This window comes from Tsukamurella sp. NPDC003166, from assembly GCF_040611135.1.
Lineage (GTDB): Bacteria > Actinomycetota > Actinomycetes > Mycobacteriales > Mycobacteriaceae > Tsukamurella.
Genome location: NZ_JBEXNL010000006.1, coordinates 211,097 through 224,893, shown reverse-complemented (window position 1 = coordinate 224,893; position 13,797 = coordinate 211,097). Strand labels below are relative to the sequence as shown.

Here is a 13,797-nt window from a genome sequence, read left to right as displayed (position 1 = left end):
GCGCCCCTAACGGAGCCTGCGGAGCAGCGCGGGCAGGCTGTCGCGGGCCTGCGCGGCGCGCCACTCCTCGACGGCGTCGACCCGGCCGAGCCGGAACGCGATCGCCGGGTCGGTCGTTTCCGCCGCCAGGCCGGCGATCGCGTCGCGGGCGATCGTGGCGTCCTGGAACTCGCCCAGCCGGTTCTGCACCTTCGCCAGGCCCTTGACCCCGGACCGCAGGTCGCCGCGCACCACCGGGTCGACGACGGCCGACGCGTAGCGCAGCCGCTTGGCGTGCTTGCGGATCGCGTGCACGTCGTGGTCGGTGCACGCCGGGTCGGCCAACAGGACGACGGACTGCCGCGCGAAGGACCGGATCCGCTTGTCCAGCAGCGGCGCCAGGCTTTTCACCGCGGGCTGCTCGGCCCGCGCCCGCAGCGGCGGGTCGGCGATGAACGCGTCGATCGCGTCCAGCAGCACGAAGTAGCGGTCGGAGTCCAGCGCCAGGTCGACCCGGCTCCAGCCGCGGGCCTCCGCCGCGTGCTGCCGCTGGGCCAGCGCCGCTCCGGCGCCCCCGAACTCGCCGCCGGCGTCGAGGGCTTCGAATCGCTGCGCCAGCACCTCGGCGTCGCGCACGGCGCCGAGGATCGACGCCAGCAGCTTGAGCTCCGAACTCAGCGCGGCACGCGCGGGCCCGTCGAAGAACCCGGAGAACTCGGTGAGCACGCTGCGCAGCTGTCGCGTGGCGATGCGCATCTGGTGCACCGAATCCTCGCCACGCGCACGGACTCTCGGGTCCTCCCACAACAGCTTGTCCCGGTAGGCCGCCAGCGCGGCGGTCAGCAGCTGCCCGGCCGTGGCGTGCGCGATCTTCTTCGGCAGGTCGACGGGGCGCCGGGCAACGTCGGCGTCAATGGCGCGCGCCAGCTTCGACGCGGCGTCGGGACGCTCGCCGCCCGCGGCGCGCAGCGCCTTGTCGACGGCGAGCGCCGTCTTGCGCCCCAGCGCGGTGTCCGGCACCTCGAACTCCCACTCGCGCCACGTCTGTTCGGGGCCGTCGGGGAGCAGGGAGACCGAGTGCACATGGTCGTCGACGAACTCGCCGAGGAGCTCCCCGTCGACCGCGTGGCAGTAGGTCGTGTGCCGCTCGTTCTCGACGATGGCGATGGGGGCGAGAGCGCGCCCGCGCACCAGGGCGCGGACGCGCTTGACCAGATCCTCCGGAACGTCCTCGGAGGTGCCCGCCGGGACGTCGCCCGCAGGCGCGCCGGCGGGCGAGTCGCCGAGGGGCACGGTCACCTCGCGACGGTCGGCACCGTCGGGCAGCTTGAGGTGCCACCCGTCGTCCTTGCCGCCCGTGCGGCGGCGCAGCGTGATCCGATTCGCGGCCAGGTCCAGGGCGTCGGTGTCGTAGTACACCGCCACCAGGTGGAAGACCTCGTCGGTCGTGACGTGGTCGACACCGGTCACCGCCGTCAGCGCGGGCGCGACGGTGTCGGCAGCGACCTCGTACTTGGTCTCGATCTCACGCTGCTCCGGCATCGGTCAGCCCTTCGCGAATCGGTCGGTGGCCTCGATGAGCGCCGAGCGGATGCCCGGCTCGAAGGCCGAATGGCCGGCGTCCGGCACGATCACCAGATCGGCGGTGGGCCAGGCGCGGTGCAGGTCCCATGCGCTGCGCGCCGGGCACACCACGTCGTAGCGGCCCTGCACGATCACGCCGGGGATCCCGGCGAGGCGATCGACGTCGCGCAGCAACTGCCCCTCGTCGAGGAACCCACCGTGCACGAAGTAGTGGTTCTCGATCTGGGCGAAGGGGATCGCGAACCGCGGGTCGTCGGCGTCCGCCGAACTCTCCGGGGTGTTGATCAGGTGGCTCGTGCTGCGCTCCCACATCGACCAGGCCTTCGCCGCGCGCAGCGCCACCGCCTCGTCGCCGCTGTGCAGGAGCCGGTGGTAGGCCGCGATCTTGTCGGCCGACGGTGTCCGGTCCGCCTCGTCGAGCGGGGCCAGGTAGTCCTCCCAGTTGTCCGGGAAGACGTGGGAGGCACCGTCGTTGTAGTACCAGTCCAGCTCGCTGCGCCGCAGCAGGAAGATCCCGCGGAGCACGAGCTCCGTGACCCGCTCCGGGTGGGCTTGCGCGTACGCCAGGCCCAGCGTGGAGCCCCAGGAGCCGCCGAACACCTGCCACCGGTCGATGCCCAGGTGTTCGCGGATCCTCTCGATGTCCGCAATGAGGTGCGGCGTGGTGTTCACCGCGAGCCGGTCGGCGAGCGAATCGCCCTCTCCGACGGACGGATCCGCGATGTGCGGCTTGGACTGCCCGCATCCGCGCTGATCGAAGACGACGATGCGGTACACCGCCGGGTCGAAGAAGCGCCGGCACTCGGGGGAGGTGCCGCCGCCCGGCCCGCCGTGGATGAACACCACGGGCTTGCCCGCGGGGTTACCGCTCTGCTCCACGTACACGAGCTGGCCGTCTCCCACGTCCAGCAACTCCGTGCTGTAGGTGTCGATGTCGGGGTAGAACTCTCGCATCAGAATCCGTGCTCCGGTCCGGGGAACTCGCCCGAGGCGACCTCCGCCACGTACTCCTGGGCGCCGCGCAGCAACTCGTCGCCGATGTTCGCGAACTTCTTGACGAATCGCGCGGTGCGGCCGCGGTTGAGGCCGGAGAAGTCCTGCCACACCAGCACCTGGCCGTCGCACCGATTGCCCGCGCCGATCCCGATGGTGGGGATCGCGATCTCCTTGGTGACCTGCGCCGCCACGTCCGAGGGCACCATCTCCAGCACCACGGAGAAGGCACCGGCGGCATCCACGGCCTTCGCGTCGAGCCGGATCTTGTCGGCCGCCTCGTCGCCCCGTCCCTGGACCCGGTTGCCGCCCAGCGAGTTCACGGACTGCGGCGTGAACCCGATGTGCGCCATCACCGGGATGCCGCGGCGCTGCAGGAACTCGATGGTGGGCGCCATGTGCACGCCGCCCTCGAGCTTCACGGCCTCGGCGCCGGCCTTCATCAGCTTCGCGGCGCTGCGGTAGGCCTGCTCCGGCGACTCCTCGTAGCTCGCGAAGGGCATGTCCGCCACCACGAGTGCGTACTTCGTACCGCGGCGCACCGCGGCCGTCATCGCGGCCATGACGTCCAGCTCCATCGGCAGCGTGGAGTCGAACCCGTACACGGTGTTCGCTGCGCTGTCGCCGATGAGCAGGGCGGTGACGCCGGCCTCGTCGAAGATCGAGGCGGTCATGTGGTCGTAGCTGGTGAGCATGGCCCACTTCTCGCCGCGCTCCTTGAGCTCGGCCAGGTGGTGGATGCGCACCTTCTTGCGGGGCGGCCCGGCGGGATCGGGCTCGGCGCCGGATCCTCCTCCGTACAACGGGTTCTCGCTCATGGATCTCTCCCTTTCACAGTCCCAGCCGGTGTCTCCGGTCCGGGCAGTCCCAGGTCCGGCGCTCAGGCCGGGTCGTGCCAGCGGTTCGTCACGGGCATCCGTCGATCGCGGCCGAAGGCCTTCGGCGTGATCTTGGGGCCCAGCGGGTACTGGCGCCGCTTGTACTCGGCGCGGTCCACGAGCCGGGCCACCTTGCGGATGAGCTCGGGCTCGTATCCCGCTTCGGCGATCTCCGCGACGCCCTGGTCCTGCTCGACGTAGCGGCGCAGGATGTCGTCGAGAACGTCGTAGTCGGGCAGCGAGTCGCTGTCCTTCTGGTCGGGCCGCAGCTCGGCCGACGGCTCCTTGGTGATGGAGTTCTCGGGGATGGGCGGCGTCTCGCCGCGTTCGACCGCGACCCCGTTGCGCCACCGCGCCAGCTCCCACACGAGCGACTTCTCGACGTCGCGGATCGGGGCGTAGGCGCCGACGGCGTCGCCGTAGATCGTCGAGTAGCCCACGGCCAGCTCGCTCTTGTTGCCCGTGGCGAGTACGAGGTGGCCGTCGAGGTTGGACAGCGACATCAGGGTCATTCCGCGACAGCGGGCCTGGATGTTCTCCTCGGCGAGGCCGGTCAGATGCAACTGGCCGACGAAGGACTCCACCATGTGCTCGATCGGCTCGAACCGGAAGTGGATGCCCATCCGCTGCGCCTGATCGGCGGCGTCGTCCTTGGAATGGTCGGAGCTGTACTTCGAGGGCATGCCCACGCCGTAGACGTTGTCGGCGCCCACCGCGTCGGCGGCGATCACCGCGACCAGGGCGGAGTCGATCCCGCCGGACATCCCCAGGCCGACGGTGCGCCCGCCCACCTTGTGCACGTAGTCGCGCGTACCGGTGACCAGCGCCGCCCAGATCTGCGCGAGCTCATCGAGGTCGGCGGAGGGGGCAGGTCCGGCCTGCACCACCACGGAGGGCCGCGCGGGGAGGGACACGGTCTCCACCGCCCAGCCGTCGACGGCCGCAGCGGCGTCGCGGCTCAGCGCGGGGACCTCGGTGACGGTGGTGGCCTCGACGAACTGCGGTCCCGGCGCCCAGTCGGAGCCGGGGTGGGCGATGAACGAGTCACCGTCGAAGACGAGCTCGTCCTGCCCGCCGACCAGGTTGACGTAGATGATCGGCGCGCCGGCTTCGGCGACCCGGGCGGCGAGGATCTCGCGCCGCTGCGCGGGCTTGCCCACCTCGAACGGGCTGGCGTTGAGGCAGAGCACCGCGTCGACGCCGAGCCGGCCCAGCCCGGCCACGGGACCGTCGGGCCACCAGACGTCCTCGCAGATAGCCAGGCCCAGCCGGACACCGTCGACGTCCAGGACCACGAGCCGGTCGCCGGGCGTGAACCAGCGCTTCTCGTCGAAGACCCCGTAGTTGGGCAGGAAATGCTTGTCGTAGCGCGCCACGAGCTCGCCGCCGTGCAGTACGCCCGCGGCGTTGCGGGCGCCGCCGGTGGGGTTCGTGCTGGTCTCGGGGGCGTCCGGGTCGCGGTCGAGGAAGCCGACGACCACGATGAGGTCGCCGCAGCCCGCCTCGTCCAGTGCGCGGGCGAGGCGCTGCACGGCCTGCCGGGAGTCGACGGCGAAGGACCGGCGCAGCAGCAGGTCCTCGACGGGGTAGCCCGTGAGGGCCATCTCGCCGAAGACGGCGACCTGCGCGCCGCTCTGGGCTGCGTCCCGGGCGGCGGCGGTGATGCGGGTGACATTGGCGTCCAGATCACCCACGACGGGGTTGATCTGGCACGCCGCGACACGAAGGGGCGTCATGGCTCAACCCTAGCGTCCCGGGAACCGCGCCCGCCGCGTGGCAGGATCGTCAGGGTGAAGGCCAGGAAGCTCCCGTTCGCCGCGCTCGCGGTCGTGTCCGTCGTCGCCCTTGCGGGATGCTCGGTGCAGATCGGGGGCAGCCCCGCACCGTCGGACAGGTCGACGGTGAGCGGCGGTTCCGCCGGGCCCACGAGCACCGTCGCGGGCGCTCCGTCGGGCCTGCAGAAGTACTACGGGCAGAAGCTGTCGTGGGGGTCGTGCGCCGAGATGGCACGGACCGACGACATCGACGAATACGACAAGACCAAGCTCGAGTGCGCGCACCTCACCGTGCCGATCGACTACAACGATCCGGGGTCGGGGGAGACCGGTCTCGCGGTCGCGCGGGTCAAGGCCACCGGGCAGAAGCAGGGCTCGCTGCTGATGAACCCGGGCGGCCCCGGCGGTTCCGGCGTGCAGCAGGTGGCCGGTAAGTCGCTGGAGGCGGGCAAGCTGCCCATCGCGCAGACCTTCGACCTGGTGGGTTGGGACCCGCGCGGCGTCGGCGCGTCCTCGCCTGCGGTGAAGTGCTTCAGCGACAAGCAGCGCGACGAGAACCGGCTCTCTACCATCGGCTTCGACAACTCTCCCGCGGGCATCACCAAGCAGGAGGAGTTCAACAAGTCGCAGGCGAACCTCTGCGCGGAGAAGATGGGCAAGAAGTTCCTCGAGCACGTCGGCACCGCGGACACCGTGCGCGACCTGGACGTGCTGCGCGCCGTGCTCGGCGACGAGAAGCTCAGCTACCTCGGCTACAGCTACGGCACGTTCATCGGCGCGATCTACGCCGAGACCTTCCCCGAGAAGGTCCGGGCCATGGTGCTCGACGGTGCCGTCGACCCGGCGCAGGACCAGATCACCTCCAACGTGCAGCAGATGGCCGGATTCCAGACCGTGTTCGACGACTGGGCCAAGGACTGCGCGAAGTACCCGACCTGCCCGGTGGGCACCGACCCGTCGAAGGCCACGGAGCGCTTCCAGCAACTGACCCGCCCGCTCATCGACAAGACGGTCCGCGGCCAGGGCGGCCGGCAGCTGAGCTACAACGACGCGACCACCGCCACCATCCAGGCGATGTACGCCACGCAGCTGTGGGAGCCGCTGCGCCGCGGCCTGACCGGCCTGCAGAAGGGCGACGGCTCGCTCCTGCAGCGCATCGCGGACCTGTACCTCAACCGCGACGAGCTGGGCCACTACTCGCCGATGATGGACGCGAACACCGCCATCAACTGCGTCGACGGTCCGGCGGTCACCGATCCCGCGGATCTGTCGCGCCTCGACTCCGGGATCCGCAAGGCCGCTCCGTTCCTCGACGACGGCCGCGGCACCGGTCGCGCGGCGAAGGGCACCTGCGCCTTCTGGGCGGCGGCGCCCACGCTCAAGCCGCACGAGGTGCACGCGGTCGGCGCACCCAAGATGGTGGTCGTCTCGACGACGCACGACCCGGCGACGCCCTATGCGAACGGCGTGAGCCTGGCCAAGCAGCTCGGCGCCTCGCTGATCAGCTTCGAGGGCAGCCAGCACACCGTCTCGCTGGAGGGCAACGCGTGCGTCGACGGTGCCATCGGCGCCTACTTCCGGGACCTCACGACCCCGCCCGCCGATCTGCGCTGCACCGCGTAGGTCTGGGCCGCAGATACGAGCTTCTCGACATCCAGCAGGAATATATTTTGTGAGTGGACGGTTGGTTCCAGGCATGAGCAACCAGAAGATCGTCCTGACCCTCGGAGCCAACGGGCGCATCGCGCGTCACGTCGTGAGCGCGCTCGCCGACAGCGATGGCGTGCATCAGCGCCTGTTCGTCCGCAACGCGGCGAAGCTGACGGACGTGCCGGCGAACGCGGAGGTCGTGGTGGGCGATGCCACCGATGAGGCGTCACTTCGGGCCGCCGTCCGCGGTGCCGACGTGGTCTACGCGAATCTCACGGGCGACGACATCGACGTGCAGGGCGAGCGGGTCGTCGCGGCGCTGCAGGCCGAGGGCGTGCGCCGGCTGATCTTCGTCGCCTCACTCGGGATCTACGACGAGGTCCCCGGGGCGTTCGGCGAGTGGAACCGCGCGATCATCGGCGAACCCCTCAAGCCCTTCCGCCGCGCCGCTGACGCGATCGAGGCGTCGGGGCTCGACTACACGATCCTGCGTCCGGGCTGGCTGGACGACGAGGCCGCGATCTCCTACGAGGTCACCGAGAAGGGTGAGGCGTTCCGGGGCACCGTCGTGTCGCGGCCCAGCGTGGCAGCCCTGATCACCGCCATCATCAACGACCCCGCGCTGCACTCGAAGGGCAACATCGGCGTCGACCGGCCTGGCACCGATGGTCCCAAGCCCTACTTCATGTAGCTCGCGCCGCCCGGCCGTCGATGAGCTTCGCGGGATGTAACACGCAGTTAACACCTACTCGCTTAGGGTCGTCAGCATGGATCGGCAGCAGGAGTTCGTGCTTCGCACCATCGAGGAACGGGACATCCGCTTCGTGCGGCTGTGGTTCACCGACGTTCTCGGATACCTCAAGTCCGTCGCGATCGCCCCGGCGGAGCTGGAGGGAGCGTTCACCGAGGGCATCGGCTTCGACGGCAGCTCGATCGAGGGCTTCTCCCGCGTCTCCGAGGCGGACACGGTCGCGAAGCCCGACCCGTCGACCTTCCAGGTGCTGCCGTGGACGAGCGGTGACGGGGAGATGCACTCCGTCCGCATGTTCTGTGACATCGCGATGCCCGACGGTACGCCGTCCTGGGGCGACAGTCGGCACGTGCTGCGGCGCCAGCTCAATCGCGCCGCCGACCTCGGCTTCTCCTGCTACGTGCATCCGGAGATCGAGTTCTACCTGCTGCAGAAGGAGCGGGGCGAGGGCGGTATGCCCGTCCCCGCCGACAACGGCGGCTACTTCGACCAGGCGGTCCACGAGGCGGCGCCGAACTTCCGGCGCAAGGCGATCGAGGCGTTGGAGGCCATGGGCATCTCGGTGGAGTTCAGCCACCACGAGGCCGGGCCCGGCCAGCAGGAGATCGACCTCAGGTACGCCGACGCGCTGTCCATGGCCGACAACGTGATGACCTTCCGCTACCTCGTCAAGGAGGTGGCGATGGCCGAGGGCGTCAAGGCCTCGTTCATGCCCAAGCCCTTCAGCGTGCACCCGGGCTCGGGCATGCACACGCACATGAGCCTGTTCGAGGGCGACTCCAACGCCTTCCACGACCCGGACGACGAACTGCAGCTCTCGGCGACGGGCAAGGCCTTCATCGCCGGCATCCTGCACCACGCGCCCGAGATCTCCGCCGTGACGAACCAGTGGGTGAACTCCTACAAGCGCCTGGTGACCGGGGACGAGGCGCCGACCGCCGCCACCTGGGGCGCCGCGAACCGCTCCGCGATGGTGCGCGTGCCGCTGTACACGCCGAACAAGTCCAGCAGTCGGCGCATCGAGGTCCGCTCGCCCGATTCGGCGTGCAACCCGTATCTCGCGTTCGCGGTGCTGTGCGCGGCGGGCCTCGCCGGCATCAAGGGCGGTTACGACCTGCCCGAGGCCGCCGAGGACGACGTGCGGCAGATGACGGCCCGCGAGCGCCGCTCGATGGGCTTCCGCGACCTCCCCTCGGGCCTCGACGACGCGCTGGTCCTCATGGAGAAGAGCGAGCTCGTGGCGGAGACGCTGGGGGAGCACGTCTTCGAGTACTTCCTGCGGAACAAGTGGGCGGAGTGGAACGACTACCGCTCCGTGGTCACTCCGTTCGAGCTCGACCGCTTCCTCTCCCTCTAGGGGCCGACGGTGCCGCCGACCAGTCGCGAGGTCCGCCGTCCGAGTGCGGGCAGGCTCGGCCTGCTCGACGCTGCGGCGGAGTCGAACCTCGAACTCCTGAACTGGGCCGACACGGCCTGTTCCGATGTGCTGTGGGCGCTTTCGCGCGCCGCCGATCCGGACTGGACGCTGCGCGCCCTGGTGCGGCTGCGGGAGGCGATCGGCGACGACTGGGCCGAGATCGACGGCCTGATCCGTTCCGACACCACCTTCCGCGGTCGCCTGTTCGGGTTGCTCGGTGCCTCGGACGCGTTGGGGGACCACCTCATCAGCCACCCGGACTCCTGGCGGCTGCTGCTGGACACGGCGCCGCTGAAGTCGCGGGACGACCTGATCACGGCGATGCTCGCGACCGTCGACGCCGTGAAGGTGCCGGGGCGGCGCGACGACGACCTGCTCTACCGCGCGGCCGTGACCGGCGGCGCGGCGATCGCGCGACTGCGGGACGGCTACCGCGACCTCGCGATGGTGCTCGCCGCGCGCGACCTCGCCGAGCTGGTGGAGAACGAGCCCACGCTGCCCTTCTCAATCGTGGGTGCGCACCTGGCCGACCTCGCGGACGCGGCGCTGACGGCGGCCCTGTCGGTCGCCGTTGCGACGGCGTTCCCCGATGCCGACCCGGAGGGTCGGCTCGCCGTGGTCGCGATGGGCAAATGCGGTGCGCGGGAACTGAACTACGTCTCCGACGTGGACGTGATCTTCGTCGCCGAGCCGGCCGACGGCCCCTCGGCGCGGCTGGCGGGCGAGATGATGCGGATCGGCTCCGCCGCCTTCTTCGATGTGGACGCGGCCCTGCGCCCCGAGGGCAAGGCCGGCAGCCTCACCCGGACACTGGATTCCCATGTGGCGTACTACAAGCGCTGGGCGAAGACCTGGGAGTTCCAGGCGCTGCTCAAGGCCCGTCCGCAGACCGGCGACATGCAGCTCGGCTACGACTATCTCGCGGCGCTCAGTCCCATGGTGTGGGAGGCGGCGGAGCGTGAGGACTTCGTGCAGGACGTCCAGGAGATGCGGCGCCGCGTCGAGGAGAACATCGCTCCCGCCCTGCGCGAGCGCGAACTCAAGCTGGGCCGCGGCGGCCTGCGCGACGTCGAGTTCGCCGTCCAGCTCCTCCAACTGGTGCACGGCCGCACCGACGAGACCCTGCGGGAGCGGAGCACCGTCGACGCCCTGGAGGCGCTCACGACGGGCGGCTACGTGGGCCGCGAGGACGGGGCCAACTTCACCGCCTCGTACGAATTCCTGCGCCGCCTGGAGCACCGGCTGCAACTGCGCCGCATGGAGCGCACGCATCTGCTGCCGCCGCCGGATCACGAGGAGGCGTGGCGGTGGCTGGCTCGCGCCGCGCACATCCGACCAGACGGGGACCGTGACGCCGCGGGCGTGCTGCGCGCCGAGCTGAAGCGGCAGTCGGCGCGCGTGCGGCGGCTGCACACCAAGCTCTTCTACCGGCCGCTGCTCGACGCGATCGCGAACCTCGACGCCGATGCCGTGAGCCTGTCCGACGACGCGATCGTCGCGCGGCTCGGTGCCCTCGGCTTCCATCAGCCGCAGCACGCCCTGGCGCACCTCAAGGCGATGGCCGACTCGTCGCGCCGCGGCCGCATCCAGACCATCCTGCTGCCCACGCTGCTCGAATGGCTCAGCGAGACACCGAACCCCGATGCCGGCCTGCTGAACTACCGCAAGCTGTCCGAGGATCTGCGCGAGACGGAGTGGTACCTGCGGGTGCTGCGCGACGAATCGGTCGTCGCGCAGCGGCTGATGACGGTGCTGGGTTCCTCGACCTTCGTCGCGGAGCTGTTGGCGCGCTCGCCCGAGGTGATCCGCCTGTACGCCGACGGTGCCACCGGCCCCAAGCTCACGGAGACCTCGCCCCGGGAGGTCTACAACGGCATGCTCGCGGCGGTCAGCCGTGCACACCACCGGGACCGGGCCATCGCGGTGGCGCGGGCCATGCGCCGCAGCGAGATCGCGCGCGTCGCGTCCGCCGACATCCTCGGGATGATGACGGTCCCCGAGGTCTGCGCCGCGCTGTCCTCCGTGTGGGGCGCCGCGCTCGACGCGGCACTGGTGTCGGAGGTCGCGACCTCGGTCGTCGAACGCGAGTCCAGCAGAAGCGATTACAAGCCCGGCGCGCCCGCTCGGATCGCGGTGATCGGGATGGGGAGGCTCGGCGGACACGAGATCGGTTACGGCTCGGACGCCGACGTGCTGTTCGTCTGCGTCCCCAACGAGGGCTACGACGAGTCCGACGCCGTGCGCTGGGCGAACCTGGTCGCCGACGCGGTGCGCAAACGGCTCGGCGCACCGTCGGTGGACCCGGGCCTGGAGGTCGATACCGGGCTGCGCCCCGAGGGGCGCAACGGGCCGGTCGTGCGCACCCTCGCCGCGTATCGCGCGTACTACCACCAATGGGCGCAGCCCTGGGAGGTGCAGGCACTGCTGCGCGCCACGCACGTCGCGGGCGACGAGGACCTCTCGCGCGAGTTCCTGCACATGGTCGACGAGATCCGGTATCCGGACGGTGGCGTCTCGGCGGCGACGGTGAACGAGTTGCGTCGCATCAAGGCCCGCGTCGACTCCGAGCGGCTGCCCCGCGGTGCCGACCCGGCCACGCACACCAAACTCGGGCGCGGCGGGCTCTCCGACGTGGAGTGGACCGTGCAGCTCGAGCAGTTGCGGCACGCGAGCGACGTGCCCGCGCTGCAGAACACATCCACCCTGGAGTCCCTGGACGCCATCGGGGCGGCGGAGCTGGAGCCGGAGGGCGACGTGGAGCTCCTGCGCACCGCGTGGCTCACCGCGACCCGCTCTCGCAACGCTCTGTTCCTGGTGCGCGGCAAGCCCGTCGACCAATTGCCCGGACCTGGCGCCGTCCTCGCCAACGTCGCCTTCGTGGCCGGCTGGCGGGGGCCCGCGCTGGACTTCCTCGAGGACTACCTGCGCACCACGCGGCGCGCGCGGGCCGTCGTCGACCGGGTGTTCTGGGGCGAATAGCGGTTCGCCCGGCAGAATGTCGGCATGAGGATCTTCATCCGGGCGGTGGCGGGCATCGTCGGCACCGCGGCGGCGATCGCCGCGCTCGGGGCCGTCGGGCTGCACTACTGGCCGGGAACGCAGAAGGTCACCGTGGCCGCCGCGGCGATGGCGCCCGTGCTCCTGGCTGCCACCGTGGCGCTGGCGGTGGTGTGCCTGCTGTACGCGCGGGCGTACATCCGGCTGGCGCTCGCGATCGTCGTGGCCGTGGCCGCTATCGCGGTGCAGGCGTCGCTCTGGCGTGGCGAGGCGGCGCCGACCGGGAAGACCCTGACGGCGCTGACGTCCAACATCCAGCTGGGCGGCGGGGACGTCGGCGAACTGGCGAAGCTGGTGCGCGAGAACAGCGTCGACTTCCTGGCCGTCGAGGAGCTCACCCCCGAGGCGGCGCAGCGGATCGCCGGGACCACCATCGCGGCCGACCTACCGCACTCCTTCGTGCGCCCCGACCGGCTCGCCTACGGCACAGGCCTCTACAGCCGCTATCCGCTCTCCAGCACGGCGACGGTGCCCGGCTTCGCGCTCGCCACGCTCACGGCGGTCGCGGCCGTGCCCGGCCGGGGAGACGTCCAGCTGTTCGCGGTGCACCCGGTGCCGCCGCTGGAGCCCTCGGACTGGGCCGATGAGCTGAAGAAGATCGAGGCGCTCCTGCACGGTGTCCCCGAGCCGCGCCCGGTGATCGCGCTGGGCGATTACAACGCGACGTACGACCACGTGCAGTTCCGCCGCCTGCTCGCCGACGGCTACCGCGACGCGGGGCAGCTGGCCGGCGCGGGATGGCTGCCGACCTATCCCACGGACAAGGCCTATCCGCCGCTGGTGGGGATCGACCACGTGCTCGTCCGCGGGCTCGGCGCCGCGGAGGTCACGGGACACGAGGTGTCCGGCGCCGATCATCTGGCGCTGCTCGCCCGGGTCGGCTGAGTGGGACCCGCGGCTCCCGGCGAGGGCCCGCGGATCCGTCCCGGTCCTACTTCGCGGACAGGATCTTGATGACGAAGATCAAGGTGTCGCCCGGCAGGATCCCGGCGGAGGGCTGGCCGGTCGGGTAGCCGTCGGCCGGTGCGATGGCCACACCGACGGAGGTGCCGACCTTCTGGCCCACGATGGCCTTGCGGAATCCGTCGATGACCTCGCCCGGTGCCACCGAGAAAGACGCCGGCTTGCCGCGGTCGTAGGCGCTGTCGAAGCGTTCACCGGTGCGGCCGTTCACGCCCAGGTAGCAGACCGACACGGTCGCGCCGGCGCCGACGACGGCACCGTCGCCGGGCGGATTGAACGACTGCACGTGGGTTTCCGCGACCGCGAAGGGCTTCTCCACGGTGACCTGCGGCGATGCGGTATCGGTGGGACCGGTCACCACGATCGAGCCGGTCTGGCCCTGATACGTCCAGTCGGGGGAGTTCGCGGTGTTCGGCGCCCCGGTCGGGCAGGTCGCCGCGGCGTTCGACGAGCACGCCGTCAGGGTCCCGGTGACGAGGGTGACGGCGGTCGCGGCGAGGAGCAGACGGGAGGGGCGCATCCCTTGAACTTACCGGCGTCGCTCCTGAGAGCCTCGCGTAGTCGGGCGATCATGCGAGCTGCGAATCCGACTCGCGAACTCGCTCGTCTGGCATCGTGCGGATCTGTGACGTGCTGTAGGTGGTTCGCACGTCGACCAGGGAGGCGTGATCGGTCATCGTTCACTCCGCGAAGTACTTGCTGACCTGCGAACCCATCGGCGATGGCTGATCGTCCGCCTGCCAGAATCGG

Annotated in this window: 10 protein-coding genes; 5 read left to right on the top strand and 5 right to left on the bottom strand. The window is 70.8% G+C overall.

From position 1 onward, the window contains the following. Positions 1–6: 6 nt before the first annotated feature. The 4 genes from ABZX10_RS10060 to ABZX10_RS10045 form a co-directional block, all read right to left on the bottom strand. Entirely contained in the window at positions 7–1,521 is a 1,515-nt protein-coding gene (locus ABZX10_RS10060; protein WP_355538130.1) for a CYTH and CHAD domain-containing protein, read from the bottom strand. Between the two features lie 3 nt (positions 1,522–1,524). After that, positions 1,525–2,517 carry a prolyl aminopeptidase gene (pip, locus tag ABZX10_RS10055; RefSeq protein WP_355538127.1) on the bottom strand — a complete coding sequence of 331 codons (993 nt, stop codon included), beginning with the start codon at positions 2,515–2,517 and terminating at the stop codon, positions 1,525–1,527. Further along, a complete protein-coding gene (gene panB, locus ABZX10_RS10050; protein ID WP_355538124.1) occupies positions 2,517–3,374 on the bottom strand; it encodes a 3-methyl-2-oxobutanoate hydroxymethyltransferase in 858 nt (285 codons plus the stop codon). Before panB ends, pip begins: the two co-directional genes overlap by 1 nt. 62 nt (positions 3,375–3,436) lie before the next feature. Then, positions 3,437–5,170, bottom strand: coding sequence for an NAD+ synthase (locus tag ABZX10_RS10045; protein WP_355538121.1), 1,734 nt, complete (start codon positions 5,168–5,170; stop codon positions 3,437–3,439). Between the two features lie 54 nt (positions 5,171–5,224). On the opposite strand from ABZX10_RS10045, the gene ABZX10_RS10040 reads away from it, so the two are divergent. From ABZX10_RS10040 to ABZX10_RS10020, 5 genes are all read left to right on the top strand, one after another. Next, positions 5,225–6,832: an alpha/beta hydrolase gene (locus tag ABZX10_RS10040; protein ID WP_355538118.1), complete on the top strand. Its 1,608-nt coding sequence runs from the start codon at positions 5,225–5,227 to the stop codon at positions 6,830–6,832. 73 nt (positions 6,833–6,905) lie between these two features. Further along, entirely contained in the window at positions 6,906–7,550 is a 645-nt protein-coding gene (locus ABZX10_RS10035; RefSeq protein WP_355538115.1) for an SDR family oxidoreductase, read from the top strand. Positions 7,551–7,626: 76 nt separating this feature from the next. Continuing rightward, positions 7,627–8,967, top strand: a complete 1,341-nt coding sequence (glnA, locus tag ABZX10_RS10030; protein ID WP_355538112.1) for a type I glutamate--ammonia ligase — start codon at positions 7,627–7,629, stop codon at positions 8,965–8,967. A gap of 9 nt (positions 8,968–8,976) precedes the next feature. Beyond that, positions 8,977–12,006 (top strand): bifunctional [glutamine synthetase] adenylyltransferase/[glutamine synthetase]-adenylyl-L-tyrosine phosphorylase, encoded by a 3,030-nt coding sequence (locus ABZX10_RS10025; protein ID WP_355538109.1) that lies wholly within the window; start codon positions 8,977–8,979, stop codon positions 12,004–12,006. A gap of 24 nt (positions 12,007–12,030) precedes the next feature. After that, entirely contained in the window at positions 12,031–12,969 is a 939-nt protein-coding gene (locus ABZX10_RS10020) for an endonuclease/exonuclease/phosphatase family protein (protein WP_355538106.1), read from the top strand. A 46-nt stretch (positions 12,970–13,015) separates the two neighbouring features. Here the strand turns inward: ABZX10_RS10020 and ABZX10_RS10015 are convergent, their stop codons facing one another. Then, positions 13,016–13,567 (bottom strand): FKBP-type peptidyl-prolyl cis-trans isomerase, encoded by a 552-nt coding sequence (locus ABZX10_RS10015; RefSeq protein ID WP_355538103.1) that lies wholly within the window; start codon positions 13,565–13,567, stop codon positions 13,016–13,018. Positions 13,568–13,797 lie beyond the last annotated feature (230 nt).

What these genes read in the sequence shown, in the direction of transcription:
- ABZX10_RS10060 (WP_355538130.1), bottom strand. Translation starts at nt 1,521, where the DNA reads ATGCCGGAGCAGCGTGAGATCGAGACCAAGTACGAGGTCGCTGCCGAC.
- pip (WP_355538127.1), bottom strand. Translation starts at nt 2,517, where the DNA reads ATGCGAGAGTTCTACCCCGACATCGACACCTACAGCACGGAGTTGCTG.
- panB (WP_355538124.1), bottom strand. Translation starts at nt 3,374, where the DNA reads ATGAGCGAGAACCCGTTGTACGGAGGAGGATCCGGCGCCGAGCCCGAT.
- ABZX10_RS10045 (WP_355538121.1), bottom strand. Translation starts at nt 5,170, where the DNA reads ATGACGCCCCTTCGTGTCGCGGCGTGCCAGATCAACCCCGTCGTGGGT.
- ABZX10_RS10035 (WP_355538115.1), top strand. Translation starts at nt 6,906, where the DNA reads ATGAGCAACCAGAAGATCGTCCTGACCCTCGGAGCCAACGGGCGCATC.
- glnA (WP_355538112.1), top strand. Translation starts at nt 7,627, where the DNA reads ATGGATCGGCAGCAGGAGTTCGTGCTTCGCACCATCGAGGAACGGGAC.
- ABZX10_RS10020 (WP_355538106.1), top strand. Translation starts at nt 12,031, where the DNA reads ATGAGGATCTTCATCCGGGCGGTGGCGGGCATCGTCGGCACCGCGGCG.
- ABZX10_RS10015 (WP_355538103.1), bottom strand. Translation starts at nt 13,567, where the DNA reads ATGCGCCCCTCCCGTCTGCTCCTCGCCGCGACCGCCGTCACCCTCGTC.